The following is a 23287-nucleotide window of genomic DNA, read 5'->3' as shown; positions in this document are numbered from 1 at the left end:
TCTGAATACGACATCATGCGATTTTCAGACGCAAGGTTAATTGAATTGACGGCGATTTTATCATTTTCAGACGGCCTGTGGCTGTCTTTCACAAACAATTTGCCCGATTTTCAAGCAACTTCGTCCGCAACGGCTTCAATTTGCGGCGCGGATATACGGCAAACCGCTGGTTTCGTCGTATTCGGGAATGTCGCTTCCGGCAAACAGCGCGCCGGCCAAACGCACGGCCGCACCGGTCACGGCCGGAGAAATCATAAAGCCGTGGCGGAACAGGCCGTTGACTTCAATCAGGCGGCGTTCGCGGTTGAAGCGGATTTCGGGATTGTGGTGGTTTAAAGTCGGGCGCAGGCCGGTGGCCAGTTCCAAAAGGTTTGCCTCGCCAAATGCCGGATGCACGGCGTACAGCGCGGACAAAAGTTCCAAACCGGAACGCACGCTGACCGGCGCTTGGCTTTCACTTTCGATTTGGGTCGCACCAATCACAAAAATATGGTTTTCCTTCGGCGCGATATACAAAGGATAGCGCGGATGCAGCAGGCGCACGGGGCGGGACAGCTCGATTTCGGGGGCATAAACGCGCGCCACTTCGCCACGAACGCCGCGCAAAACGCTTTCAGACGGCCTGTTCCACGCGCTCTTTGCGCCATAACCACGGCAGTCGATGACCCAATCGTATTGCACCGCCAAATCTTCGACTTCGCGTTCGCACGACCAATGACACGCTACATTCATTGATTTCAAAGCATCGACAAGCGCATTCAAGACCTGCCGTCCGTCCAACTGCCCTTCTGTCGGCAGATACAGGCCGTCTGAAAACCGCCCTGCCAGTTGTGGTTCGTTGGCTGCGATTTCATCGGCATTCCAGCGTATGGTTTCATGTTCCGCCACGCCGCCGCGCTTCAAATGACGGGCAAACTCGGCAGAAAGCGGCTTGTCCTGCGTGTGCCAGACAATCAGGCTGCCGTTTTCCTGCATCATCACCGGCGTATTCAGACGGCCGACAATCGCACGCCAAAGCGCGATGCTTTGTTTGCCCAAACGGATGACTTCGGGCGTTGCCTCCACCGCCTCGGCAGACGGCGCCAACATGGCCGCGGCAACATAAGCGGCGGCTTGCGCGCCGTTGCGTTCGCCTTTCTCAAACAACTCGACCGAAATGCCCTGCTCTGCCAGTTGGAACGCCATCAGACGGCCCGACAGACCGCCACCGAGTACCGCAACCTTAGACATTAGTTTCTCCTTGTTTTTAATATGAAAATGAACTGCATATTTTAGAACTTGTTTTGCTTTATCACAATATCGACACAAAATGAGAACTGCTTTTACAGATTATGCTCAAGCTAAATCAGTAATACGTAAACAAAAATCTTCCCTCTATACCCGGCAGTTAACCGCTTCAAGCTGCCAATCAGCTTTTATAAAAATATCTTCCTTACATAAAACCTACTATAATGCCATCTTTTGACATATTTACATTCACTCAGCATCATTGCACCTACTGATTGGCTTTGATGCACCCATTTGATTTTATAAGGAATAATGATGAAAAGCTTGGGCAGTACTTTATTTATCCTCGGCGTATTGGCATTCGGTTTGAATTATATGAACGCCGTCCCCAAAGTTTTGGCCTGGATTTACGAATGGGGCGAAGATACCGCCCTATGGATTAAAGCAGGCATTACAGGTAGTGGCGCTTTACTGTGGTTGGCAGGCAACTTCCTTGAAAAACCTGCAGAGGCAGAGGCTGAACCGGAAGAGGAAGAAGAATAAATACCATAAAAGGCCGTCTGAAAAATTTCAGACGGCCTTTTTTATAGGTTCACAAAACAGCGCTTTCTTTATGTTCGAAAGTTTGCCTTTTAAAGCTCGTTTGTTGTGGCGGTAAATTGTGTTGCTGTACAGGGCTTTTGACGCTGAATACGCCCGCCTGTTTATCCGAACTTCACTTCTGCCCCGAATACTTCCTGCCACAGTTTTCGCACGTTGCCGTAGTGGGTCAGCAATTCGTCCGTCACTTCGGTTTTTTTGGCGTCGCGCAGTTTGGTGTTGTGTTGCTGCTGGCGGTAGAAGCGGTAGGCGGTGCGGCTTTGTTCGGCGAGGGTTTTGTCGATGAGGCCGCAGTCGGCGGCGATGTTCAATAGGGCGATGTTGCCGTAGTTATCCAAGAGTTGCGGATACTGGCGGGCATGGGCAAGTATCAGATATTGGACGATAAATTCAACATCGACCACGCCGCCGCGCGCGTATTTGACGTTGCTGTCAACCGGCGGGTGGGTGGGGAACATTTTTTCGCGCATTTCGATGATTTCGCCTGCTAAAATGGTTTGGTCGCGTTCAGCGGTCAGCATTTCGGTGCGAATGCGGTCGAAGGCCGTCTGAACATCAGGCGTACCGCAGATAAAACGGGCACGGGTAAGGGATTGGTGTTCCCATGTCCAGGCGTTTTCGCGCTGGTATTTTTCAAAGGCGGCGATGCTGTGGGCGAGGAAACCTGCATCGCCGTTGGGGCGCAGGCGCAGGTCGGTTTCGTAGAGGCTGCCTGCGCCGGTGGCGGCGGAAAGCCAGTTGGTCAGGCGGCGGGCAAGGCGGCTGTACACGTCTCCTGCATCGGGATGCGGATCGTCGTAAAGATAGACCAAGTCAAGGTCGGAGGAATAGCTGAGCTCTTTACCGCCCAGTTTGCCGTAGCCGATGATGGCAAATTGCGGCGTGTCGCGGTGTTTTTTGGGCATATCCGCCCACGCGCATGGCACAGCGGCGGCGAGGATGGTGTCGGCAAGTGCGGAGAGTTGATCGGAAAGTGATTCTACCGTCCACAATTCGGCAAGGTCTTGAACGGCGAGGCGGAAGACTTGGGCGTGTTGGAAATGGCGCAATGTGTCCATTTGCGCTTCAGTATCGCCGCCGCAGGCTTTGAGGTCGTTTGAAAGCGAGACGGCAAGTGCCGGCCAGTCAAACGTGGTATCCAAAAGCTGGGCGCTGATGAGTTCGTCCAGCAGAATCGGGTATTTGCTCAGATACGCCGCCACCCATGAGCTTTGGCTCATGATTTGTGCTAGGTGCGCCAAGGTTTGCGGATGTTCGTTGAGGAAGGCGAGATAGGCGGAGCGGCGGCTAATGTTTTCGAGGAAGTCAAACAGCCGCATCAGCGTATCGGTCGGGTTGGGTTGCTCGGCCGCCGCTTGTACCAACAACGGCACAATGGCGTCAAAACGCGGCTGGGCGTGTGCAGAAAGGTGGCGGTATTTATGGCCGTTGCGGATTTGGTCGAGCCGTGTGGCGATGGTTTCGGCATCAAACCCATATTCTTTCAGACGGCCTAGCCGTTCTTCTTCGTCGGGTTTTTCCTGCCATGCCCATTGCCATTCGCTGTTGTCTTGCGTTTGTTCTTCGGGTTCGCTCAAGATTTCGTTAAACAACTGATTGACTTTGTTCCGATGAACATTGAGGCCGTCTGAAAAAGCGGCGTAGCTGTCGAAGCCCATGCTTTCGGCGAGCAGTTGTTGCTGTTCGGGCGAGGTGGGCAGGGTTTGGGTTTGCTGGTCGTCCCAGTATTGCAGGCGGTGTTCGACGTCGCGCAGGAATCGGTAGGCGGCCAGCAGGGTTTCGACGTTTTCAGACGGCATAATGCCCAGCTCGGCAAGTTTCTTCAGCGTTTCTTGCGTGCCTTTCAGTTGCAGCGCGCGCATTTGGCCGCCGCGTATCATTTGGAAAATCTGGGCGATAAATTCGACTTCGCGGATGCCGCCCGCGCCGAGTTTGATGTTGTCCGCCATGCCTTTTTTGCTGACTTCGCTACGGATTTGGCGGTGCAGGTTGCGCATTGCTTCATATGCGCTGTAATCCAGATATTTGCGAAACACAAAGGGACGCACCAGCGCTTTGATGTCGTTCGGATGCGGCGTAACCACGCGGCCTTTGCACCACGCATAGCGTTCCCATTCTCGCCCTTGCGTAATCAGGTATTGCTCCAGCGCGGTTTCACTCAATACCAGCGCGCCGGAGTCGCCGTCCGGACGCAGCCGCATATCGACGCGGAACACCTGCCCGTCGGCAGTAATGTCGTTCAGCAGCGCAATCAGTTTCTGTCCGACTTTGGTGAAAAACTCCTGATTGCCCCGTTCGCGCCTGCCGTCGGTGTCGCCCGATTCGGGATAAATGAAAATCAAATCGATGTCGGAAGACACGTTCAACTCATAGCCGCCCGCCTTGCCCATCGCCACCACGCTCAAATGCTGCGGCGATTTCGTATAACGCCCGATCGGCGTACCGTACATATCCTGATAATAGGCGTAGGCGAAATCCAGCGCGGTATTGACGGCAAAATCGGCAAACAGCGTAATCGTGCGGGTTACTTCGTTCAAATCGCTGATGCGGTTGATATCGCGCACGATAATCTGCGACACCACATAACGGCGTAACTCGCGCAACTGCCGCGCCAACTCTTCCTCATTTTCTTCCGCGCGGATTTTGCCCCAATCCGCAAAAGCTTGAAAATCAGCTTCGGTCAAAACCTTGTCCAGCATGGGCAGGAAAATTTCGGGCTTGAGTTTGCCGGAATCAAGATTGCGGGCGAGAAAAAGGGAATAACGGCGGGCAGTATCGAGGCGGTTCATAATCTTTGCCTGAATAAACAGAAAAGACCATCATAGCAAGGTTTCAGGCCGTCTGAAACCCACGCTTTCCCCTATCCGTGCAATCGGCTAAAATACCAACTTTGCAACCCATCATAAGGAAACCGCCATGACCCGTATGGTTCACTGCGTCAAACTCGGCAAAGAAGCCGAAGGCATGAAATTTCCGCCGCTGCCCAACGAACTGGGCAAACGCATCTTCGAAAACGTTTCCCAAGAAGCATGGATGGCTTGGACCCGCCACCAAACCATGCTGATCAACGAAAACCGCCTAAGCCTTGCCGATCCGCGCGCACGCGAATACCTCGCCCAGCAGATGGAACAATACTTCTTCGGCGACGGAGCAGATGCCGTACAAGGCTATGTTCCGCAAGAGCCTAAATAAGCATTGAAAAGCCAAGGCCGTCTGAAACCCAATTTTCAGACGGCCTTTAAAATTCCCGATTGCCCCGCATATTAGACAAATAGAACAGATAAATCATACAAACCCATGATTCTCTGTTAGAATCCAAATTTCATTCATTTCAATCCACACTGGAGCAAACGCCATGCAAAACGACGTTTACGACTATACCTCGCAAGGCTCGGTTGCCAAAAATACCGTCCTGCAAAAAACCTACCGCCTGCTCGGCCTGTCTTTCATTCCTGCCATTGCCGGCGCGTTCTTTTCCGCCAAAACAGGCTTTAACATTTTCGCCATGTTCGGTTCATACTATGTTGCCCTGGCCGCCTTCTTCGGCTTTTTCTACGGCATGACCTTCCTGATTGAGAAAAACCGTTACAACAACGTCGGCGTAGCCCTGTTGATGATCTTCACTTTCGGCATGGGCCTTGCCATCAGCCCTATGTTGCAATACACCCTGTCTATTAACAACGGCGCGCAAATCGTCGGTACGGCCGCCGCCATGACCGCCGGTGTATTCTTCACCATGTCCGCCATGGCACGCCGCACCACAATGAACATGAACAAACTCGGCAGCTTCCTCGGTGCCGGTGCGATCGTGCTCATGATTGCCGTTGTGGCCAACATCTTCCTCAACATCCCTGCCCTGAGCCTGACCATCGCAGCCGGCTTCGTTGTCTTCAGCTCCCTGATGATTATGTGGCAGGTACGTGCCGTTATCGACGGCGGTGAAGACAGCCACATCAGCGCAGCGCTGACCATCTTCATCTCCATCTACAACATTTTCAGCAGTCTCTTGAGAATCCTCATCTCTATTAGTGGTGACGACTGATAAAGCCGCAAAGGCCGTCTGAAATTTCAGACGGCCTTTTTGATTTTTGACATCACCGGCAAACTCCCCTATCCTGAACGCCACACAAACCCCATTCCCAACTCAAAATGACCACGACCACTCCGCGCCGTGCCGTGTACGCAGGCAGCTTCGACCCTCCCACCCTCGGCCACCTGTGGATGATACAGGAAGCCCAATCCCTCTTTGACGAACTCATCGTCGCCATCGGCACCAATCCCGAAAAGCGCAGCACCTACACCATAGAAGAACGCCGCGCCATGCTCAATGCCATTACCCACCCCTTCCCCAACGTCCGCATCAGCGTGTTTGAAAACCGTTTTTTGGTCGATTATGCCCGCGAAGCCAACGCCAATTTCATCGTCCGTGGCATCCGTTCCGCCGCCGACTACGAATACGAACGCTCAATGCGCTACATCAACAGCGACATCGCCCCCGAAATTTCCACCGTCTTCCTAATGCCGCCGCGCGAAATCGCCGAAGTGTCCTCCACCATGGTCAAAGGCTTGGTCGGCCCACAAGGCTGGCGCGACATGATAGGCCGCTATCTCCCCGACCCAGTCTATCAAAAAATCCTGCAAGACCACGAAACAAACACATAAAACAAAGGCCGTCCGAACATTTCAGACGGCCTTTCAATTTTCATTAATTATTGACGGGCAGACATCAACGCCTGCAGGTTTTGATTCAACGTTTCCATGTCCAACCAACCGGCGGCAATAAACAGCATCAGAATCACCGTACCCACACACAGCACCCCGATACCATACAACACATAGCCCACCAAAACACGGCCTACCGTCGCATTCCCCATCCACATCAAACCGCGTACCTGCACCACAAAAACCCAAGCCTGCCACAACAGCGCAAACGCAGCCAACGCCGGCACATACAACACCAGCAACAGCGGCAGCAGCAAAGCCTCAGACACCAAAATAAAGCCCCACAAAGGCAGCCGGGGCGCACCGTAATAATGCAGCACCTTGCGCATTGAGCGGCTCAACACCAACCATTTCACAATCACCAAAATCACTGACAGGCACACCGCCGCCGCACCACTGCCAAACAAAGGCGACATGCTGGCCGCGTTCACCACACCCAACAGCAGCAACACCGCCGCCATCACCAAAGGCGAATACAAATACGTCTCCGGCGAACGATAGCGCAAACGCAAAACATCCCACATATCACGAACAAACACATAAAGCATGGCATAAATCCAAAGCAAAAAAGCCGATTGTATCTTAGGCCGTCTGAAAATCAAACCGGCAAACCTAAAAACCGCTAATTAAAACGAAAAATAATTCAATACAAAACAAAATCTTAATTTACCACCTCAAAAATAAAGCCTGCAAACGCTTGCACAAGGCAACGAAATTTGGTTTAATTCACATCTCGCAACGAAACACGCGAAGGCCAGATAGCTCAGTTGGTAGAGCAACGGATTGAAAATCCGTGTGTCGGCGGTTCGATTCCGCCTCTGGCCACCACCAACCGCCTTGAAGCGGTTATTTTTTTATCTATACGATTTGCACACTATACTTAGCGCAAATCCCGTTCCAGACCATGCGTCCCGTTTTCCACACAAGGCCGTCTGAAAAATTTCAGACGGCCGTTGTTCATGTTGGCATGGCATAAAAATCTGCTTCACCGCCCTATTCCGACAGAATACGGCGCTTCCATCCAAACCGGCTGAAACTTTCGCGAACATACTGAATATGAATAAAGTTCAAGGCAGGTCGGTTTACTATATAATACCGTCCAAACCAACCATAACTTACTCATTGCAGGGAAGATAATGAAAAAGGTGCTGATTGTGCATTACTCGCAAACGGGGCAGCTCTCCAGCCTGGCTCGAAATTTTGCCGCGCCGTTGCAAACAGCCGGCGTACAGGTCGATTGTGTCAATATCGTACCGGAGCAGGCGTTTCCGTTTCCGTGGCCGTTTTGGTGTTTTTTCGATACCTTTCCTGAAACCGTCCATTTAAAACCCGCCCCAATTCTGCCGCCGCAAATTCCATCCGAAGATTACGATGTAGTGGTCATTGCCTACACCGTTTGGTTCCTCTCTCCTTCGCAACCGATTACCGCCTTTTTGCAACGCGAAGAAACGCGCCGCCTGTTAGACGGCAAACCGGTCATCACGCTTATCGGCTGCCGCAATATGTGGCTGGGCGCGCAGGAAAAAATGAAATCTTTGCTGAAACAAAACGGCGCCAAACTTATCGGCAACATCGTAAAAATCGATGACTGCAACAGCGCGGCAAGTTTCATTACCACGCCCGCATGGATGCTGACCGGCGACAAACGCTATTTCCGCTCCCTGCCCTCCGCCGGCATTGCTGAAGAAGAATTGGCGGATGCGGCGCGGTTTGGGACGAAATTGCGCGATACACTATTGAACCAACAGCCTTTGGACGAAACCCTGTTTCAAAATATGGGTGCGGCGAAAGTGAATGAAAAACTGATTTTCAGCGAACGTACCGCCGGCCGCAGCTTCTTCGTCTGGGGCAAGCTTTTGATGGCGGCAGGCCGTATTTCTCCGCTCTTGCGCCGTGCCTTGTTGTGCTTCTACATCGTCTTTTTATTGGCGATGATTTTGGTGGTTTTACCCATCAGTGTAATTTTGAAAAAACTGCTGCATCCGCTGCTCAAAGGCCGTCTGAAAAAGCTGGCGGATTATTATGAACAACCGTCAGGCAGATAATCTGTTTCAGACGGCCTCAAACCAGGAATCCATCATGCCCGAAGTTATCCACTACCCCGAACGCCGTCGCTTTCAAATCGATATTGACGGTTTGGAAGCAGGCTATATCAGCTATACCGAACACAACGGCGGCTGGGACGTAAACCATACCGTGGTCTCGCCCAACTTCCGTCATCGCGGCATTGCCAAACTGCTGGTGAGCGCGCTGATGGAATACGCCGAAACACACAACATCCCGTTAACTGCAAGCTGCGACTACGCGGCGCGGTTTATCGGTTGATTATTTTGACAACCACATCATGACATCGAATAACACACTCAAAGACGTTTATCTCAACCGCGTTTCTGCCTTTTTGCCCAATGCCCCTGTCGGCAATGACGAAATGGAAGCCGTCCTCGGCATGGCAGGCGATGTGCCGTCACGCGTGCGCCGTATGATCTTGCGTTCCAACGGCATTTTGTCACGCCATTACGCCATCGATCCCGAAAGCCGCCGCACGACGCACACCAATGCCGAATTAGCCGCCGAAGCGGTCAACGGCCTGTTTGCCCAAGGCGTTCCTGCAGAAGCCATCGGCAGCCTGGCCTGCGCCACTTCCTATCCCGACCAAACCATGCCCGGACACGGCGTGATGGTGCATGGTTTGCTGGATATGCCGCCTTGCGAAGTGTTCAGCATGGCAGGCGTATGCGCGGCAGGTATGGCGGCGATGAAACACGCCTACAACGCCGTGCGTACCGGCGAACACGCACAAGCGGTTTCCGTTGCTTCCGAAAACGCCTCGGCAGTCATGCGCGGCGAAGTGTTCCAAAGTGAAACCGACCATAAAAAACTGGAAAACGCGTCCCCCGAAATCGGGTTTGAAAAAGACTTTTTGCGCTGGATGCTGTCTGACGGCGCAGGAGCGGTATATCTGTCCGACCGTCCCAATTCAGACGGCCTCAGCCTGAAAATTCATTGGATAGACCTGCTTTCCTACGCCAACGAAATGCCGCCCTGCATGTATGCCGGCGCAGAATTCCGCGACGGCGTCTTTGAAGGCTGGAAACATACCGATGCCGATTACGGCCGCCGCCACAGCCTGATGGCGGTCAAGCAGGACGTCAAACTGCTGAACGAAAACATCGTCCTCTATACGGTGGAAAAACCCCTCTCCCAAATCGCCGCCAAACACGGCATCCGCGCCGAAGAAATCGATTGGTTCCTGCCACACTACTCTTCCGGCTTTTTCCGTGACCGCCTTTCAGACGGCCTGAAAAACATCGGCTTCGACATTCCGCAGGAAAAATGGTTTACCAATCTGCACAGCAAGGGCAACACGGGTTCTGCCTCGATTTACATCATCCTTGAAGAATTTCTGCGCACCTTTCCCATCGAACACGGCCAAAAAATCCTGTGTTACGTTCCGGAAAGCGGACGCTTTTCAACATGTTTCATGCTTTTGGAAGCAGTAAAGGCCGTCTGAATGAAGATTGACGACATCCCTCAAGACAACAGCGCCAGCTACCACGGCCACCGCAAAGTCATCTACGGCACCCGCGACGGCCACTACGAAGCGGCTACCAGCAACGGTTGGCAGGACGAAGCCTACGCCACCGAAATGGCGGTGTGCGAACTCGATGCCCAAACGCAGGCCGCGCGCGAAGCCGTCGAAAAAGGCGAATATTCGCCGCTGTACTACCATATGTTCCGCTGCCGTTATGATGAAACCGGCTTAGCCATGGCGGCAGGCGTATGGAAATGGCAGCTTCGTCGGCATTTCCGTCCCGAAGTGTTCGTCAAACTACCGGCCAAAACCCTGCAAAAATACGCCAATGCCTGCCAAATCAGCATAGACGGCCTCAAACAAACCGATATTTAAAGTCCCTCATGATTACCCTGCATTCGCTCGACCAATCCCGCGCCCTGCGCATTGTTTGGCTGCTTGAAATCCTCGGTACGCCCTACCGCCTGCAAACCTACCGTCGTCATCCCGACACTTTGCTCGCTCCTGACGAACTCAAAGCCATCCATCCCTTGGGCAAATCGCCTTTATTGGATGATGACGGCTTTATCTTGGCGGAAAGCGGCGCGATTACCGACTATCTGATTCAAAACTACGGCAACGGCCGTCTGATGCCCGAACGCGGCAGCCGCGAATACTGGCAATATCAACGCTGGCTGCATTATGCCGAAGGTTCGCTGATGCCGTTATTGTTGCTCGGACTGGTGTTCCGCCGGATTGAAAGCGCGCCCATGCCGTTTTTCATCAAACCGATTGCCCGCAAAATCAGCGGCAGCGTCAAAAGCAGCTTTATCCATCCGCAAGCCGCCCTGCATCTTGCCCACATCGACAGCGAGTTGGAAAACCGCGAATGGTTGGTCGGCAACAGCCTCAGCGGTGCCGACATCATGATGAGCTATCCGCTGCAAGCCGCAACCGACCGCTTCGATTTTACCGACTACCCCAATATCCGCGCTTATTTGCAACGCATCGAAGCGCATGAAGCCTACCGCCGCGCCGTTGAAAAAGCAGGTTCGCCTTTATTGAAACTCGACAAATAAAACAAGGCCGTCTGAAACATTTTCAGACGGCCTGAAACCTTATTCACTTATCAAATCACTTTGCGGTAAACGGTGTTTTTACCAACACGCCGCCCGAATGCTTTGTTCCCCCTCGCCGTTCCACTATAATGGCAATCCATATCCTTCTAAAAAATAACACCATGCCAACCGACAACCGCCCGACTCTTGCCATCGACACCAGCACATCCTTTCTGTCCATCGCATTGGAACATCAAGGCGAAGTCCGCCTGTTTCATGAAAACGTCGGCACCAAGCAATCCGAACAAATCCTGCCGCAAATCGAATGCCTCTTTAAAGAAGCAGGCATCACGGCCGCCGATTTGGGCTGCATCGTCTATGCACAAGGCCCCGGCGCATTTACCGGCCTGCGTATCGGCGCGGCGGTTGCACAAGGTTTGGCCACGCCGTTTGACACGCCCATGATCGGCATTCCCTGCCTCGATGCCGCAGCTTCGCTGCTGCCGCCATCAAGCTGTGTACTGGCGGCCACCGATGCACGTATGGGTGAAGTGTTCTACGCATGGTTTGATACGCAAAACCACGTCCGCTTGAGCGATTACACGGTTGGCAAAGCCGCCTCTATTACCGCACCCGAAGGCAAAACGCCCACCGGCGGCATCGGCAATGCCTTTGCCCTCGCCGACAAACCGCCTTTTGACGGTCAAGCCGATATGCCGACCGCCGCCGACTATCTCAAACTTGCCCGCAGCGGCCGCTATCTTGCTACTGACGCGGCGCACGCCGAGCTGCTCTACGTCCGCAACAAAATTGCCCTGACCGCGCAAGAGCAAGTCCAACAAAAGGCCAAACCATGAACCTGCGCCCAGCCGTAATTGCCGACTGCCCCACCCTTGCCGCCATCGACGCACAAGGCAATCCCTCGTCGTGGACGGCGCAGCAGTTTGAATCAGCGGTTCAACACCATCCCGACAGCGTTTGGCTCAGCCAGGCAGACCACCAAATTACCGGATTTATCGTATGGCAAACCGTGTTTGACGAATCCGAGCTGCACCTGATTGCCGTCGCGCCCGAGTACCGCCGCCAAGGTATTGCGTCTGCACTGCTGCAACACTGGCAAAATGCAGTACAACAGCAAGGCGCAACCCGATTATTATTGGAAGTCCGTGCAAGCAATGAAACCGCGCAACAGCTCTACCGCAAACACGGCTTCCAAACCTGCGGCCGCCGCAAAAACTACTACGCCCTGCCCGACGGTGGCAGCGAAGATGCCGTATTGATGGAGAAATCATGTTAAGCAGCCGCTATCTGCACCTGCACGAAGCCTTGGGCTTGGGCCCGATGTGGCTGAACCAAAACGCCAAAATCATCCATGCCGCGCCTCAAGCCGCAGCATCAGCAGCATCAGCCGCACCCGTCCGCCCCAAAACCATTGCCGCCGATACCGCGCAAGCCGTGCGTACTTTATCCGCAAGCGCCCATCAGGCACGCACTGCCGCCATCGCCACTGCGCAAACGGCCAAACCTGCTGTCCGCGCTCCTGAAGCGGCACCCAAAGCCATTGTCGAAACACCGGCAAAAACAGAAAAAGCCGCGCATTCAGACAATCTGCCCCGTCTTGACGTAACCATCAGGCCGTCTGAAATCATGGTGGTCAGCATTTGCCCGTCCACCGAAGACAGCCTGCACGGTACACTGTTTAGCGGCGACGTCGGCACGCTTCTCGACAACATCCTCGCCGCCATCGGCCTCAAGCCCGAGCAGGCGCACAAAACCGCGTGGGTCAAAACTGCTCCAGTATTCACCGCCCTACCCGATGCCGAACACATCCGCTCCGAGCTTGCTGAAATGCAAAACGAGCTGACTGCTTCACAAGCGCGCGCAGTATTGTTCCTCGGCAAAATCTTCGACAGCCCCGACATGATCGGACTGATGAACGAATTGTGCGCAGAGCGGCCGCATTTCGTCATTCCCCACCCCGCCCGCCTGCTGATGCAGCCGCAACTCAAAGCGCAGGCATGGCAAATCTTAAAGCCATTGAAACAGCTTTTGGCCAAGGCCGTCTGAACATTCTGTTCAACCTGAAATCAGGTTTTTCACCAACAAAAAAGGGCGTGTTCGACACGCCCTAACATTTATCAATATTCCGCCGAATGCCAGAAAGGCTGGCCCACCGTCGGCGTACTGGCGCGCGCTTTCTCACGCGCCTCTACAGGTTCCGCCTCATAAGCCAGACGGCCCGACTCGACCGCAAGCGCAAAAGCGCGTGCCATCTTGACCGGATCGCCGCTGCGGGAAACGGCAGTATTCAGCAACACGCCGTCAAAGCCCCATTCCATCACTTGCGCCGCCTGCGAAGGCAAACCCAAGCCCGCGTCGATAATCAACGGCGTGTCGGGCAGGCGTTCGCGCAGGACTTTCAGCGCATAAGCATGAACCGCGCCCAGACCCGTGCCAATCGGCGCCGCCCACGGCATCAACGCCTGACAGCCTGCATCAAGCAGTCGGCGGCAGGCAATCAGGTCTTCGGTGCAATAAGGCAGCACTTTGAAGCCGTCTTTAATCAGGATTTCCGCCGCTTCGACCAGTTGGAACACATCCGGCTGCAACGTGTCATCATCGCCGATAAGTTCGAGCTTGATCCAATCGGTATCAAACACCTCACGCGCCATTTGCGCAGTGGTTACAGCTTCCTGAACGCTTTGACAGCCTGCGGTATTGGGCAACACAGGCACGCCCATTTCTTCCAACAACGACCAAAAGCCCTGCCCGTGCGCTTCGCCGCCGCTGCCGGCACGGCGCAACGAAACGGTAATCATCGCCGGTTGCGCGATTTGAACAGACTGCTTGAGGATTTCCGGCGTCGGATAAGCAGCCGTACCAAGCAGCAGCCGTGAAGGGAAAGTTTCTCCGTATAGGGTAAACATGATGGATTCCTTTGTATTGTTTTTTAGATTTTAAGCATAAGGCAATCGGACAACCCTGCCCGATATTCAACTAGGCAAAAGTCGGGCGCAAATACCCGACCTGTTGATTGCAAACCGCTTATCCACCGACTACCGGCCGCACGATATCGACTTTGTCGTTTTCGTTCAAAACCGTTTCCGCATACGCGCCTTTGGCGACAAAATGGGTATTGACGGCAACAGCAAACGGTTTTTGCGGCGTGGTTTGTGCGATAAGGTCGGCAACGGTTGTGCCGTTTAATGTGATGGTTTCATTGTTTAATATGATCTTCATGATGTTTGCTCCTCTTGTCAGACTTCTTATTTTCAGACGGCCTTATTCATTCCACAAAGTCTGAAACGCTTTAACCACGGCTTCGGGATTTTCCGCTTCGGTCACGGCGCGGACGACGGCGAGTGAGGAAACGCCGGTTGCCAGCACATCTTCGGCATTGTTCAAATCGATGCCGCCGATGGCGACGACGGGCGTGCCGCGAGCCTGTTTCACATATTCGCGCAGTTTCTCCAAGCCTTGCGGGGCGGTGGGCATTTGTTTGGTCGTGGTCGGGAAAATCGCGCCGCTGGCGACATAGCTGGGGTGTACGGATAGGGCGCGGTCGAGTTCGGTGACGGAGTGCGTACTCAAACCCAAGCGCAAACCAGCGGCGGCAATAGCGGCGAGGTCGGCAGTGTCCATGTCTTCCTGCCCGAGATGCACGCCGTATGCACCTGCGGCAATCGCTTCGCGCCAGTGGTCGTTGATGAAAAGCTGGGTTGCACTGTTTTGACAGGCTACGACGCAACGTTCGATTTCGCGTTTCAACTCGTCGCCATGCAGGATTTTACAGCGCAGTTGCACCGTGTCGGCACCTGCTTTGACCATGCGCTCGACCCAGTCAGCAGTGGGAACAACGGCGTAAAATTTCAAGGGAGATTTGAGTGGCGGGAAGGTCATAACGGCTCCGAAAGGAATAATTCGTTGTTATATTATCAGAAAAGGCCGTCTGAATAATATTTGTTTTCAGACGGCCTGATTGAAAAAATGAATATTGCCCTATTCGGCTTTGGCTTTATAAAAATATGAACATACTGATGGGTTATCAAAATGAGTGCCATATTGGCGCCCCACATTCGGAGACCCAACCCATGAAAAAAATTTCTCTTGTTAGCCGCCCTTCCCTTACTGTTTACCACTTATTCAAATGCCGCCACGCCTAAAGCGGAAGCTTCAAAACCAGCTTCGGCACACAAACAAACCAAGCAGCGTTTTTCCGGCAAAATCACCGGCTATCAAACCGCCGAGCATTTGTTCTCCGTACGCAAGGGCGACCGCCTGCGCATCAGTAAAACCGGCAGCCCTAACGCCTATTTCAACGTATGGGCACCCAAAGACGATGAAGCCGTATTTAACGGTTCGGCACAAGGCGATAAATTTGACGGTATCGCTACCCAATCGGGCAAATATAAAGTGCAGGTCTATATGATGCGCGCCCAAGCCCGCCGTAACACTACTGCCCATTACGCCGTAAACGTCATCAAAAACTAAGGGGCTGACGTAGATTAGCCCTAAATTCCACACCAATCTCGCAGGATTTTAAGCTGTTGAGACGGTGTGCCGAAGTTAAATCGAAATTCGCATTCTTTCAAGAACAGCGGGAAAGATTTGCGATCGATTCCGTTGTATTTTCGCAAGAAACGTTTTGCCTGATTCCAAAAATTCTCAATGCCGTTAATGTGGTTCTGACGGTCGACAAATTCCTTGGAATGGTTGATGCGGTAATGGATAAAACCGCTCACGTCCAACTTATCATAGCTGCTCAGGCTATCCGTGTAAACAATGCTGTCCGGCATGATTTTCTTTTTGATGACAGGGAATAACGTTTCAGACTTGGCATTATCCACCACAACGGTATAGACCCGTCCGTTGCGTTTCAGAATGCCGAAGACAACCACTTTTCCTGCCGCACCTCGACCACGTCTGCCTTTACGCTGTCCGCCGAAATAGCTTTCGTCCAGCTCGACAGAGCCCTCGAAAACCTCATCGGCAGCCAAGGCCAAATGATGGATGATGACATACATATTTTGTGGTAGAATAGAGTTATTTATCCTGCGACTAGGTAGAAGGCGCGGAAAGTCCGGCAGAACTGGTCAGCCTGATTGAAAGCGGCGACTACGAAGCCCTGCTTGCCGAAGATTCGGACGAACATGGCCAAGGCCACGAACATCATTGCGGCTGCGGCTGTTCCCTCGGCTGAGTCAGCCTGCCCATATTATCTACCGCCTCGATTTTCATATTAAAAGGAGACTTACCAGCATGATAAGCAAAGCAAAATTCAATACCGTTGTCGGCAGCATAGGAGCGGCAATAGGTATTTTCGTATTTGTCGCCTATATCCCCCAAATTATCGCCAATATGCAAGGGGCAAAGGCGCAGCCGTGGCAACCCCTGTTTGCAGCAGTATCCTGTCTGATTTGGGTTTTGTACGGTTGGAGCAAAGAACCCCGGAAAGACTGGATTCTGATTATACCCAACGCAGTCGGCGTGATATTGGGATTTCTGACTTTTCTGACTTCGCTTTAAACAAGGGGCTAATCTACGTCAGCCCCAAAACTAAACGCCCTCATGATGTAAAGCTTTAAAAAACAGCAAAGGCCGTCTGAAAATTGAAATTTCAGACGGCCTTTTAAACGGTTTGAAAAGGACGTATCGAACACGTCTTTTTTTTCCTATTACAACAGGAACATGGTTGCTAATCCCAAGAAAATCAGGAAGCCGCCGGAGTCGGTAACCGCGGTAATCAGCACCGAGCTGCCCAATGCCGGGTCGCGTCCGGCTTTGTCCATCATGACGGGAATGAGGACGCCGACGGTCGCGGCCAGCAAAAGGTTCAAGGTCATCGCGGCCACCATGACCAAACCGATGCCGATGTTGCCGTAGAGCAGCCATGAAATCACGCCCATTACCGTGCCCCAAATAATGCCGTTGACGAGGGCGACGCCGACTTCTTTTTTCAGCAGGCGGCCTGCCTGCGTACTGGTCATTTGTCCCATTGCCATGGCGCGGACGATCATGGTGATGGTTTGGTTGCCGGAGTTGCCGCCGATGCCGGCGACGATGGGCATCAGCGCAGCCAGTGCGACGATTTTCTCGATACTGCCTTCAAATGCGCCAATTACGCGGCTGGCGATAAAGGCGGTACACAGGTTGATGGCAAGCCACATCCAGCGGTTTTTTACCGAGTCTAAAATCGGGGCGAACAAGTCCTCTTCTTCTTGCAAACCGGCCATGTTAAACATGTCGGCTTCGGATTCTTCACGGATCACGTCCACCATTTCGTCAATGGTGATCCTGCCGATCAGCTTTTTGTTTTCATCGACAACCGGCGCGGTGACCAAGTCATAACGTTCAAACGCCTGTGCCGCTTCTTCCACGTCGTCTTCGGGACGGAAGCGCACGACATCGGTGGCCATCACATCCGCCACCATGTCTTCAGGGTCGGCGACCAAGAGTTTGCGGATGGGCAGAACGCCTTGCAACACGTCGTTTTCATCGACCACGAAAATCTTGTCGGTATGGTCGGGCAGGCTGTCGAAACGGCGCAAGTAGCGCAACACGACCTCACACGTTACATCGGCGCGGATACTGACCAATTCAAAGTCCATAATCGCGCCGACTTGGTTGTCTTCGTAAGACATCGCCGCTTTGACCTGCTCGCGCTCTTCTTCATCACGCGTTTGCAGCGCTTCGTACACCACTTGGTGCGGCAAGTCGTCTGCCAGTTCTGCCAATTCGTCTGCATCCAAATCATCGACGGCTGCCAACAGCTCGTCTTTGTCCATGGACTCGATCAGCGTTTCGCGTACGGCGTCGGATACTTCCAGCAATACTTCGCCGTCGTCTTCCGGGGCGACCAAAAGCCAGACGATGTTACGCTCGCGCGGCGGCAGGGATTCCAAGACGGCGGCCACGTCGGCAGGGTGTAGCTCGGCCAAGAGGACGGTCAGTTCGGTGAACTTGTCGCGCAGGCTTTCGTCTTCAATCGGCACGCCTGCTTCGATTTGTTCAAAGGACGGCTCGAGGATTTCGCATAAGGCGTGGATGCGGTCGATATCGTCAGAGATGCGATCGTCAGAAATGCGGTCTTCTACCACATCATTGTCGGGGGTATTGTCGAGATTCGGAGGGGTTTGTTCGATGCTCATAAATGCTCCGCCCGCCGGACGCGGGAAGGCATTTCGGCGGGATGATTATTGTTGTTGTGTGTCTGATGGGAAGTTCAAAGGCGAACTGGGAAGGTCCATAATTCGAGCCTGCTGAGAGGCGCAGAGTTGTAAACGGTGCATATTCTACTCTTTTTTAGGCCGTTTTACCATTTTTAACGAGGAAGGCCGTCTGAAATCGGGTGATATCGATCCCTTTTTTCAGACGGCCTGATGATTTGATTTTATTTGTTTCGCCTGCCGAACGCTTCCCTGACCACGTCCAACCAAGCCCTTAAGGCCGGCGTCGGGCGTTGGTGTTTTTTCCATGCCATGGTGAGCTGCCAGCGGATTTCAGGTTCGACCAAAGGAATGGCAGCAAAAACATCGGGATTGATTTTTCGGGCATAGTATTCGGGCAACAAGGCAATGCCCATATTGTGCGCCACCATGTCGGCGACCAAATTCCATTGTCCGGTACGGCAGACAACATTGGGCGTAAAACCTTGATTGCGGCAGGCCGTCTGAATGGTTTCGTTGAGGGAAAAGCCGGCGCCGAACAGAATGAAGGGCTCGTGTTGCAGGCTTTTGAGCGTCAGCGCATCGTGTCTCGCCCGATTTTTCGGCATCAAGACCACCAGCGGATAGTCGCATAAAGTAATGCTGTCGAAGTCTTCGTGAACCGGCGCGAGCAGCTGCCCGGCATCGAGTTCGTTGTTGCGCAGGGATTGCTCGATGGCGAGCGAGCCTTGTTCCAAAAACGACAATTCGATGTCCGGCCATTTGTGGTGGAAATCAAACAGCGCATGACTGAGCAAATCGCTGCCGAACAGGGCCAAACCCAAACGCAACGTCCCGCTTTTGACATGGCGATAATCGTCAACGCGCGCAAGCAATAAATCGCGTTCGTGCAAAAGGTTTAAAGCGTGGCGATAGACTTCTTCGCCGATTGCGGTCGGCTGCACCTGCCGCTTTTTGCGTCCGTTTTCTTTGCACAAAAGCAGCACGCCCAATTCTTCTTCCAAAGACTGGATGATTTTGCTGACCGTCGGCTGCGTCAAATTCAACGCGGAAGCGGTGGCCGAAAAACTTTGCAGGCGGATGAGTTCGGTAAAACAATACAGGCTTTTGAAGTCCATTATTCCTCTAAGGCATGATTATTCGTTTAATAATTCATATTATGCAGAAACCAGGTTTCTATAATCAAGCCTTTCATTCAACACACACCCATATCATGGATTCCCTCACCAGATTTTTTCAGACGGCCTTGCAGCTTGCCATCATCGGCGCAGTATGGGGCGTCTCCGACCTTATCGTCCGCTTCACGCATCTGCCTATTTCTTCAGGCGTATTGGGCTTGTTCCTCATGCTCGCCCTTTTGGGGCTCGGTATCATCCGCCCGGGCATGGTTGACCGCGGCGCAAAATGGGCATTGGGCGAACTCGTCTTTTTCTTCATCCCCATCATGGTTTCCGTCTTGCAATATCAAGACCTGCTGATGTCCGAAGGTTGGCAGCTGATTTTGACCATCGCCGTCGGCACCGCGCTCGTGATGATCAGCACCGCCCTGACCCTCGATTTCTGCTACCGCTGGAAACGCCGCCTCTACAAAAAACTCCACTCCTAAAAATAGAGAATAAAAATGGACTACACCGCCCTCGCCTGCTTCATCTGGACTTGCTTTGCCTATGTCGTTGCCAAAAAAATCCACCGCAAAAAACCCTTAATGATTTTCTCCCCCGTCGTTACCGTCTCCGTCAGCACCATCCTCCTGCTGCTGGCATTCGGCGTCAATTACGACACCTACCATAAATATACCCAAGGCATCGTCTTCCTGCTCACTCCGGTTACCGTTGCCTTTGCCGTCCCCATTTATGAAAACCGCGAAGTCATCCGCCGCCAGCTGCCCATCCTCTCCATCGCCATTATGGTGGGCATGTTTGTCGGCGTAGTCAGCGCATTCCTCATGAGCCATATGTTCCACTTCAACAACGAAGTAACCAACAGCCTGATGGCGCGCTCCATCTCCACCCCGTTTGCCGTCGTCCTCGCCAGCGAAATCCACGGCTCCGCCTCGCTCGTTTCCCTGTTCACCATCATCACAGGCTTTGTCGGCATGATATTCGGCGACCTGTTTTTGGCCTTTACCCGCATCCGTTTCCGTACCGCCAACGGTGTAGCATTCGGCAATGCAGCCCACGGCTTCGGCACATCGCGCGCCGGACAACGCCACGAAACCGAAGGCGTCATGGCCAGCCTGACCATGATTTTGGCCGGACTATTTATGGTATTGTTTGGCCCGACCATGGTGCATTTGGTAATTTGGATGATGAGTTAGGCTTCGTCCTAATGACCATACACAAAAAGGCCGTCTGAAACATATATTAGTTTCAGACGGCCTTTTATATTATGAAACGATTACAGTTTGAAAATAGAAGCCTCTACTAAATCATGAATGGTATCCAACGCAGATGAACCTGTACCATTGCTTGAATAGGTCGCATTGTCTGAGGAAAGACCGGCAGAAGAATCAAGAGGATCAGCCTCACCAAAGGCACGGCTCAAAAGTTCATCGCCATCGAAAGCTTTGGATTCCAATATCGGCTTCGCGGCCGGCTGTGCAGGCTCAAAACCTTCCCACTCGCGCGGATCAAGGCGAATGATATGGTCATCATCATAGCCGTCATTAGGACCTTTGCCTTCTCCTGAAAAAGTACCGTCCCACTCGCGCGGATCGAGGCGGAAAACATGCTCATTATGACCATGATCGGACTCTACTCCTTTTGAAAAAAAGCCGTTCCACTCGCGCGGATCGAGACGGAAGACATGCTCATTATGGCCATTATCCGACCCTATGCCTTTTGAAAAAAAGCCATTCCACTCGCGTGGATCGAGACCGAAAACAAAATCTTTAGAATCAATTTCTGTACCTGGTTGATATACTTTATCCACGGAACTCTCCTTAAAAATAAACAGTTGCTGTACCCAATGCCCCATCAGGTCGATGAGAGCCTTTATTCTAAAACAAAAAAACAGCAGGCAGGGGCCAAAAGGAACAACGGTTCATTAAAACGACAATCGGACTAAAATCTTTTAAAAACAAATAGATATAATTTAAACATCATAATCAATAATACATAATCAAATTTCCAGACTACCCCGCCAATCAGGGGAATCCTTCTTTCCCACGTTCCCCGTCATGTCGCAAAAAGGCCGTCTGAAATTTAAGTTTCAGACGGCCCTTTCATTTGCTCAAACCTTATTCTTTAGGCAGGCGCAGGACGGAGACGATGAATCCGCCCCAAATGACGATCAATGCGACAAGCATCATAATAATGGCTGAAGTACTCATTATTCGTCTCCTTCACGTTCGTGTTCATGTTCGTCTTTGACGTTGAAGTTCTGACCATGTTTCCACGGCAAGAATGACAGCAAGACCGACAATACGAGAATGGCGCCCACCATACCCCAACCGAAGATATTGAGGAAGCTGTCAGGATAGCCGCTGTAATTCTCTTTTAAGAGGCCGTCAGTATCTTGATACAGCATATAGCCGAGCATAGCGACGGTAACCACCACACTGGCGGTCCACACTTTGCCGACACGGATGGAAGACAACGCGTTCAAGTGATTACGCAGTTCCGGCAGCTTGTTCAACAAGACAATCGCCAAAACGTAAACAAAACCGGAAGCCACAATGCCGTAAGTATTGATGAATTTGTCCAATACGTCCAACACAGGCAGGCCGGTGGTCGTACCGAACAGCAAGGTAGAAATAATCGCCATTGGCACGCCTGCAATCAGCGTTGCGCTGACACGGCCGATGTTCATTTTGTCTTGAATTGCGGCCACAATCACTTCAACGATGGAAATCATGGAAGTTACACCCGCAAACACCAGCGAGCCGAAGAACAACACGCCGATCAACGCGCCCATCGGCGCTTGGTTGATGATGGTCGGGAACGCGATAAACGCCAAACCGATACCGTTGGATGCCACTTCGCTGACTTCTTTGCCTGCGGCTTGAGCCATAAAGCCCAATGCTGCGAATACGCCGATACCGGCGAGCAACTCGAAGCTGCTGTTGGCAAAGCCGACAACCAAGCCTGTGCCGCCCAAGTCGGTTTTTTTCTTCAGGTAAGAAGAATAAGTAATCATGATGCCGAAGCAGATGGAGAGCGAGAAGAAGATCTGGCCATATGCGGCTACCCAGACTTTCGGATCCGCCAAGCGGCTCCAGTCAGGCGTAAACAAAGCGTCCAAACCTTTTGCCGCACCCGGCAGGGTCAGTGCGATGCCCACCATGATGACAAACATCACCACCAACAAAGGCATGAAGAATGTGGACGCACCGGCCACGCCTTTTTGCACGCCCAAAGCCATAATTGCCAGCGTAAACACCCACACGGCAATCAGCGGGCCGGCCACTTTGCCGACAAAGTCCAAGCCCAAGTCTTTGGCATCGGCCATTTGCAGAAAGTCTTTGAAGAAGAATGCCTGCGGATCCGCACCCCATGCAGAAGTAAACGAATAATAGGCATAGCTTGCCGCCCAGCCGACAATCACGGCGTAGTAGATACAGATGATGACGTTGGTCAGGAAGTTCCACCAACCCACCGGCTCAAACCAACGGCCGAGGCGGCGGAAGGCCAAAGGAGGCGAACCGCGGTAACGGTGGCCGATGGCATAGTCGAGCAGCAACAGCGGAATACCTGCCGTCAACAGCGCAACCAAATAAGGGAGGACGAAAGCACCGCCGCCGTTGTCGAAGGCGATGTAAGGGAAACGCCAAATGTTGCCTAAGCCCACGGCCGAGCCGATGGCGGCAAACATAAAGGCACGGCGACTGCTAAACGTCGCGCGTTCGCTGGATTGAGAATTTGACACAATGAACCTCTTAAAAATCGAGTGTCGTCAAGGCCTCCCGGCCTTGCGCGTATATATTTAGAAATCAGGCCGGACAAAGCGGCCGGTTAAAATAGATATTCGGACAAGGATAATATCCGGTATTTAAAGAATGCACC

General features: G+C 52.7%; 27 protein-coding genes, 1 tRNA gene and 1 pseudogene. 17 read left to right on the top strand and 12 right to left on the bottom strand.

The genetic code is table 11. The features are described 5' to 3' along the window. Nucleotides 1-135 precede the first annotated feature (135 nt). Entirely contained in the window at nt 136-1230 is a 1095-nt protein-coding gene (locus ACTHR2_RS04380) for an FAD-binding oxidoreductase (protein ID WP_263340207.1), read from the bottom strand. A gap of 309 nt (nt 1231-1539) precedes the next feature. Between ACTHR2_RS04380 and ACTHR2_RS04375 the strand changes: the two genes are divergently transcribed. Further along, the gene (locus ACTHR2_RS04375) at nt 1540-1770 is read left to right on the top strand and encodes a cell division protein (RefSeq protein WP_263340204.1); all 231 of its coding nucleotides are present in this window, start codon (nt 1540-1542) and stop codon (nt 1768-1770) included. Between the two features lie 161 nt (nt 1771-1931). Here the strand turns inward: ACTHR2_RS04375 and glnE are convergent, their stop codons facing one another. Further along, nucleotides 1932-4616 carry a bifunctional [glutamate--ammonia ligase]-adenylyl-L-tyrosine phosphorylase/[glutamate--ammonia-ligase] adenylyltransferase gene (gene glnE / locus ACTHR2_RS04370; RefSeq protein ID WP_440375400.1) on the bottom strand — a complete coding sequence of 895 codons (2685 nt, stop codon included), beginning with the start codon at nt 4614-4616 and terminating at the stop codon, nt 1932-1934. A gap of 127 nt (nt 4617-4743) precedes the next feature. Here glnE and ACTHR2_RS04365 point away from each other — a divergent pair, with 127 nt between their 5' ends. The 3 genes from ACTHR2_RS04365 to coaD all read left to right on the top strand — a co-directional run bounded on the left by ACTHR2_RS04365 (nt 4744) and on the right by coaD (nt 6489). Continuing rightward, nucleotides 4744-5019, top strand: a complete 276-nt coding sequence (locus tag ACTHR2_RS04365) for an oxidative damage protection protein (RefSeq protein ID WP_003682648.1) — start codon at nt 4744-4746, stop codon at nt 5017-5019. Between the two features lie 163 nt (nt 5020-5182). Next, on the top strand, nt 5183-5869 hold the full coding sequence (locus ACTHR2_RS04360; protein WP_263340192.1) for a Bax inhibitor-1 family protein: 687 nt from the start codon (nt 5183-5185) through the stop codon (nt 5867-5869). A gap of 107 nt (nt 5870-5976) precedes the next feature. Continuing rightward, nucleotides 5977-6489 carry a pantetheine-phosphate adenylyltransferase gene (coaD, locus tag ACTHR2_RS04355; protein ID WP_263340189.1) on the top strand — a complete coding sequence of 171 codons (513 nt, stop codon included), beginning with the start codon at nt 5977-5979 and terminating at the stop codon, nt 6487-6489. Nucleotides 6490-6536: 47 nt separating this feature from the next. Here the strand turns inward: coaD and ACTHR2_RS04350 are convergent, their stop codons facing one another. Further along, on the bottom strand, nt 6537-7097 hold the full coding sequence (locus ACTHR2_RS04350) for a hypothetical protein (protein ID WP_070646579.1): 561 nt from the start codon (nt 7095-7097) through the stop codon (nt 6537-6539). A 204-nt stretch (nt 7098-7301) separates the two neighbouring features. Here ACTHR2_RS04350 and ACTHR2_RS04345 point away from each other — a divergent pair. The 9 genes from ACTHR2_RS04345 (at nt 7302) to ACTHR2_RS04305 (ending at nt 13185) form a co-directional block, all read left to right on the top strand. Next, a tRNA-Phe gene (locus tag ACTHR2_RS04345) sits at nt 7302-7377 on the top strand. A 308-nt stretch (nt 7378-7685) separates the two neighbouring features. Next, entirely contained in the window at nt 7686-8594 is a 909-nt protein-coding gene (locus tag ACTHR2_RS04340; RefSeq protein ID WP_440375399.1) for a dialkylrecorsinol condensing enzyme, read from the top strand. Nucleotides 8595-8628: 34 nt separating this feature from the next. Further along, nucleotides 8629-8874, top strand: a complete 246-nt coding sequence (locus ACTHR2_RS04335) for a GNAT family N-acetyltransferase (protein ID WP_049332250.1) — start codon at nt 8629-8631, stop codon at nt 8872-8874. A gap of 19 nt (nt 8875-8893) precedes the next feature. Beyond that, nucleotides 8894-10060: a beta-ketoacyl-ACP synthase III gene (locus ACTHR2_RS04330; protein WP_440375398.1), complete on the top strand. Its 1167-nt coding sequence runs from the start codon at nt 8894-8896 to the stop codon at nt 10058-10060. Further along, entirely contained in the window at nt 10061-10456 is a 396-nt protein-coding gene (locus ACTHR2_RS04325; RefSeq protein WP_440375397.1) for a hypothetical protein, read from the top strand. Nucleotides 10457-10464: 8 nt separating this feature from the next. Further along, on the top strand, nt 10465-11139 hold the full coding sequence (locus ACTHR2_RS04320; protein WP_440375396.1) for a glutathione S-transferase family protein: 675 nt from the start codon (nt 10465-10467) through the stop codon (nt 11137-11139). 161 nt (nt 11140-11300) lie between these two features. Further along, on the top strand, nt 11301-11975 hold the full coding sequence (gene tsaB / locus ACTHR2_RS04315; RefSeq protein WP_440375395.1) for a tRNA (adenosine(37)-N6)-threonylcarbamoyltransferase complex dimerization subunit type 1 TsaB: 675 nt from the start codon (nt 11301-11303) through the stop codon (nt 11973-11975). Then, a complete protein-coding gene (gene rimI / locus ACTHR2_RS04310) occupies nt 11972-12415 on the top strand; it encodes a ribosomal protein S18-alanine N-acetyltransferase (RefSeq protein ID WP_440375394.1) in 444 nt (147 codons plus the stop codon). Before tsaB ends, rimI begins: the two co-directional genes overlap by 4 nt. After that, nucleotides 12409-13185, top strand: coding sequence for a uracil-DNA glycosylase family protein (locus tag ACTHR2_RS04305; protein ID WP_440375393.1), 777 nt, complete (start codon nt 12409-12411; stop codon nt 13183-13185). Before rimI ends, ACTHR2_RS04305 begins: the two co-directional genes overlap by 7 nt. Nucleotides 13186-13256: 71 nt before the next feature. Here ACTHR2_RS04305 and ACTHR2_RS04300 read toward each other — a convergent pair whose 3' ends face one another. From ACTHR2_RS04300 to thiE, 3 genes are all read right to left on the bottom strand, one after another. Beyond that, nucleotides 13257-14045, bottom strand: a complete 789-nt coding sequence (locus tag ACTHR2_RS04300; protein ID WP_440375392.1) for a thiazole synthase — start codon at nt 14043-14045, stop codon at nt 13257-13259. A 118-nt stretch (nt 14046-14163) separates the two neighbouring features. After that, nucleotides 14164-14358: a sulfur carrier protein ThiS gene (gene thiS, locus ACTHR2_RS04295; RefSeq protein ID WP_440375391.1), complete on the bottom strand. Its 195-nt coding sequence runs from the start codon at nt 14356-14358 to the stop codon at nt 14164-14166. Nucleotides 14359-14400: 42 nt separating this feature from the next. Next, nucleotides 14401-15018, bottom strand: coding sequence for a thiamine phosphate synthase (gene thiE / locus ACTHR2_RS04290; protein ID WP_440375390.1), 618 nt, complete (start codon nt 15016-15018; stop codon nt 14401-14403). Nucleotides 15019-15225: 207 nt separating this feature from the next. Here thiE and ACTHR2_RS04285 point away from each other — a divergent pair, with 207 nt between their 5' ends. After that, nucleotides 15226-15609 (top strand): hypothetical protein, encoded by a 384-nt coding sequence (locus ACTHR2_RS04285; protein ID WP_004518967.1) that lies wholly within the window; start codon nt 15226-15228, stop codon nt 15607-15609. A 20-nt stretch (nt 15610-15629) separates the two neighbouring features. Here the strand turns inward: ACTHR2_RS04285 and ACTHR2_RS04280 are convergent. Then, a pseudogene (locus ACTHR2_RS04280) lies at nt 15630-16159 on the bottom strand (IS1595 family transposase); the annotation flags it as partial. 218 nt (nt 16160-16377) lie between these two features. Between ACTHR2_RS04280 and ACTHR2_RS04275 the strand changes: the two are divergent. Next, the gene (locus ACTHR2_RS04275; protein ID WP_004518970.1) at nt 16378-16644 is read left to right on the top strand and encodes a SemiSWEET family transporter; all 267 of its coding nucleotides are present in this window, start codon (nt 16378-16380) and stop codon (nt 16642-16644) included. Between the two features lie 149 nt (nt 16645-16793). Here ACTHR2_RS04275 and mgtE read toward each other — a convergent pair whose 3' ends face one another. After that, on the bottom strand, nt 16794-18266 hold the full coding sequence (gene mgtE, locus ACTHR2_RS04270; protein ID WP_440375389.1) for a magnesium transporter: 1473 nt from the start codon (nt 18264-18266) through the stop codon (nt 16794-16796). Nucleotides 18267-18508: 242 nt separating this feature from the next. Continuing rightward, entirely contained in the window at nt 18509-19402 is an 894-nt protein-coding gene (locus ACTHR2_RS04265) for a LysR family transcriptional regulator (protein ID WP_263340149.1), read from the bottom strand. Nucleotides 19403-19416: 14 nt separating this feature from the next. On the opposite strand from ACTHR2_RS04265, the gene ACTHR2_RS04260 reads away from it, so the two are divergent. Both ACTHR2_RS04260 and ACTHR2_RS04255 read left to right on the top strand, forming a co-directional pair. Then, complete coding sequence (locus ACTHR2_RS04260; protein ID WP_003748145.1) at nt 19417-19890, top strand: CidA/LrgA family protein; 474 nt, start codon at nt 19417-19419, stop codon at nt 19888-19890. A gap of 15 nt (nt 19891-19905) precedes the next feature. Beyond that, the gene (locus ACTHR2_RS04255; RefSeq protein WP_039861867.1) at nt 19906-20601 is read left to right on the top strand and encodes an LrgB family protein; all 696 of its coding nucleotides are present in this window, start codon (nt 19906-19908) and stop codon (nt 20599-20601) included. Between the two features lie 80 nt (nt 20602-20681). On the opposite strand, the gene ACTHR2_RS04250 is transcribed toward ACTHR2_RS04255, so the two are convergent. From ACTHR2_RS04250 to ACTHR2_RS04240, 3 genes are all read right to left on the bottom strand, one after another. Beyond that, entirely contained in the window at nt 20682-21215 is a 534-nt protein-coding gene (locus tag ACTHR2_RS04250; protein WP_263340140.1) for a hypothetical protein, read from the bottom strand. Nucleotides 21216-21522: 307 nt separating this feature from the next. After that, nucleotides 21523-21615 carry a methionine/alanine import family NSS transporter small subunit gene (locus ACTHR2_RS04245; RefSeq protein ID WP_036472778.1) on the bottom strand — a complete coding sequence of 31 codons (93 nt, stop codon included), beginning with the start codon at nt 21613-21615 and terminating at the stop codon, nt 21523-21525. After that, complete coding sequence (locus ACTHR2_RS04240) at nt 21615-23150, bottom strand: sodium-dependent transporter (RefSeq protein WP_263340132.1); 1536 nt, start codon at nt 23148-23150, stop codon at nt 21615-21617. The genes ACTHR2_RS04245 and ACTHR2_RS04240 overlap by 1 nt, the downstream gene beginning before the upstream one ends. Nucleotides 23151-23287: the final 137 nt, after the last annotated feature.

Origin of the sequence: Neisseria sp. P0006.S004 (genome assembly GCF_051963015.1) — a bacterium.
GTDB lineage: Bacteria > Pseudomonadota > Gammaproteobacteria > Burkholderiales > Neisseriaceae > Neisseria.
This window is presented reverse-complemented; position numbering and strand designations above follow the sequence as displayed.

Coding starts and splice junctions, on each gene's coding strand:
- ACTHR2_RS04365 (WP_003682648.1), top strand. CDS start 4,744: ATGACCCGTATGGTTCACTGCGTCAAACTCGGCAAAGAAGCCGAAGGC.
- ACTHR2_RS04275 (WP_004518970.1), top strand. CDS start 16,378: ATGATAAGCAAAGCAAAATTCAATACCGTTGTCGGCAGCATAGGAGCG.
- ACTHR2_RS04360 (WP_263340192.1), top strand. CDS start 5,183: ATGCAAAACGACGTTTACGACTATACCTCGCAAGGCTCGGTTGCCAAA.
- ACTHR2_RS04245 (WP_036472778.1), bottom strand. CDS start 21,615: ATGAGTACTTCAGCCATTATTATGATGCTTGTCGCATTGATCGTCATT.
- ACTHR2_RS04255 (WP_039861867.1), top strand. CDS start 19,906: ATGGACTACACCGCCCTCGCCTGCTTCATCTGGACTTGCTTTGCCTAT.
- ACTHR2_RS04260 (WP_003748145.1), top strand. CDS start 19,417: ATGATTATTCGTTTAATAATTCATATTATGCAGAAACCAGGTTTCTAT.
- ACTHR2_RS04300 (WP_440375392.1), bottom strand. CDS start 14,045: ATGTTTACCCTATACGGAGAAACTTTCCCTTCACGGCTGCTGCTTGGT.
- ACTHR2_RS04325 (WP_440375397.1), top strand. CDS start 10,061: ATGAAGATTGACGACATCCCTCAAGACAACAGCGCCAGCTACCACGGC.
- tsaB (WP_440375395.1), top strand. CDS start 11,301: ATGCCAACCGACAACCGCCCGACTCTTGCCATCGACACCAGCACATCC.
- mgtE (WP_440375389.1), bottom strand. CDS start 18,266: ATGAGCATCGAACAAACCCCTCCGAATCTCGACAATACCCCCGACAAT.
- coaD (WP_263340189.1), top strand. CDS start 5,977: ATGACCACGACCACTCCGCGCCGTGCCGTGTACGCAGGCAGCTTCGAC.
- thiS (WP_440375391.1), bottom strand. CDS start 14,358: ATGAAGATCATATTAAACAATGAAACCATCACATTAAACGGCACAACC.
- ACTHR2_RS04335 (WP_049332250.1), top strand. CDS start 8,629: ATGCCCGAAGTTATCCACTACCCCGAACGCCGTCGCTTTCAAATCGAT.
- ACTHR2_RS04305 (WP_440375393.1), top strand. CDS start 12,409: ATGTTAAGCAGCCGCTATCTGCACCTGCACGAAGCCTTGGGCTTGGGC.
- ACTHR2_RS04330 (WP_440375398.1), top strand. CDS start 8,894: ATGACATCGAATAACACACTCAAAGACGTTTATCTCAACCGCGTTTCT.
- ACTHR2_RS04265 (WP_263340149.1), bottom strand. CDS start 19,402: ATGGACTTCAAAAGCCTGTATTGTTTTACCGAACTCATCCGCCTGCAA.
- rimI (WP_440375394.1), top strand. CDS start 11,972: ATGAACCTGCGCCCAGCCGTAATTGCCGACTGCCCCACCCTTGCCGCC.
- ACTHR2_RS04340 (WP_440375399.1), top strand. CDS start 7,686: ATGAAAAAGGTGCTGATTGTGCATTACTCGCAAACGGGGCAGCTCTCC.
- thiE (WP_440375390.1), bottom strand. CDS start 15,018: ATGACCTTCCCGCCACTCAAATCTCCCTTGAAATTTTACGCCGTTGTT.
- ACTHR2_RS04380 (WP_263340207.1), bottom strand. CDS start 1,230: ATGTCTAAGGTTGCGGTACTCGGTGGCGGTCTGTCGGGCCGTCTGATG.
- ACTHR2_RS04350 (WP_070646579.1), bottom strand. CDS start 7,097: ATGCTTTATGTGTTTGTTCGTGATATGTGGGATGTTTTGCGTTTGCGC.
- ACTHR2_RS04375 (WP_263340204.1), top strand. CDS start 1,540: ATGATGAAAAGCTTGGGCAGTACTTTATTTATCCTCGGCGTATTGGCA.
- glnE (WP_440375400.1), bottom strand. CDS start 4,616: ATGAACCGCCTCGATACTGCCCGCCGTTATTCCCTTTTTCTCGCCCGC.
- ACTHR2_RS04320 (WP_440375396.1), top strand. CDS start 10,465: ATGATTACCCTGCATTCGCTCGACCAATCCCGCGCCCTGCGCATTGTT.